This window comes from Pseudoxanthomonas jiangsuensis (assembly GCF_010093185.1).
Taxonomy (GTDB): domain Bacteria; phylum Pseudomonadota; class Gammaproteobacteria; order Xanthomonadales; family Xanthomonadaceae; genus Pseudoxanthomonas; species Pseudoxanthomonas jiangsuensis.
Map to the genome: position 1 here is coordinate 1 of NZ_PDWL01000069.1, position 1,049 is coordinate 1,049.

The following is a 1,049-nucleotide window of genomic DNA, read 5'->3' on the forward strand; positions in this document are numbered from 1 at the left end:
TCGATGGTGTCGAACAGGGTTCGGGCCAGCCAGGCGTAGCGGACGGTACGGTTGTAGCGTTCGACGTAGGCGTTCTGCTGCGGCTTGCCCGGCTGGATGTGCTCGACCCGGATGCCATGCCGCTGCGCCCAGGACAGCAATGCGCCACTGATGTACTCAGGGCCGTTGTCGCAGCGGATCACGGCGGGCTTGCCGCGCCACTCGATGATCTGCTCCAGCGACCGGATCACCCGGGCCGACGGCAGCGACAGATCCACCTCGATCCCCAGTCCCTCGCGGTTGAAGTCGTCGAGCACGTTGAACAGCCGGAAGCTGCGGCCGTCGGCCAACTGATCGTGCATGAAGTCCATCGACCAGACCTGGTTGATCGTCTCCGGCACCGCCAGAGGCTCGGGCCGCTCACGCACCAGCCGCTTCTTCGGCTTGATCCGCAGGTTCAACTCCAACTCGCGGTAGATCCGGTACACCCGCTTGTGGTTCCAGCCAAAGCCCTTCACGTTGCGCAGGTACAGGTAGCACAGGCCAAAGCCCCAGTCGCGATGGGCGGCCGTCAACCGGATCAGCCAGTCGGCGATGCGGGCGTTCTCCTCGCTGGCCTTGGCCCGGTAGCGGAAACAGGTCTCGCTCACCGCGAAGGTCTGGCAGGCGTGGCGGATGCTCGTGCGCCCGCTCGTGACTGCGGATTGGGCCATCTCGCGCCGCTGAGATGGCCTCACCATTTTTTTGCGAGCGCCTCCTTCAGCAGGTCGGTACTGAGCTGGGCCTCGGCGTACATCTTCTTGAGCCGGCGGTTCTCCTCCTCCAACTCCTTCATGCGCGCGACCATGGACACCTCCATGCCGCCGAACTTGCTGCGCCACTTGTAGAACGTCGCCGAGCTGATGCCGTGCTCGCGGCATAGCTCTGGCACGGGCGTGCCGGCCTCGGCCTGCTTGAGCACGGCGATGATCTGGCTGTCGGTGAAGCGGGACTTCTTCATGGAACCTCCTCGGAAAAGGGTACGAGAAAATTCCACTTCTGGCGTCAGCTAACAGCCGGGGGGATTACCC

At 64.2% G+C, this 1,049-nt stretch carries 1 protein-coding gene; it reads right to left on the bottom strand.

The window, feature by feature from the left end; genetic code table 11:
- Positions 1–979, bottom strand: a protein-coding gene (locus CSC62_RS17240; protein ID WP_162407891.1) for an IS3 family transposase whose coding sequence is annotated in 2 segments (ribosomal slippage) — positions 1–727 and positions 727–979 — 980 coding nt annotated over the 2 segments. Because the reading frame shifts where the segments join, the coding sequence is not laid out codon by codon here. This gene is flagged as partial in the annotation.
- Positions 980–1,049: the final 70 nt, after the last annotated feature.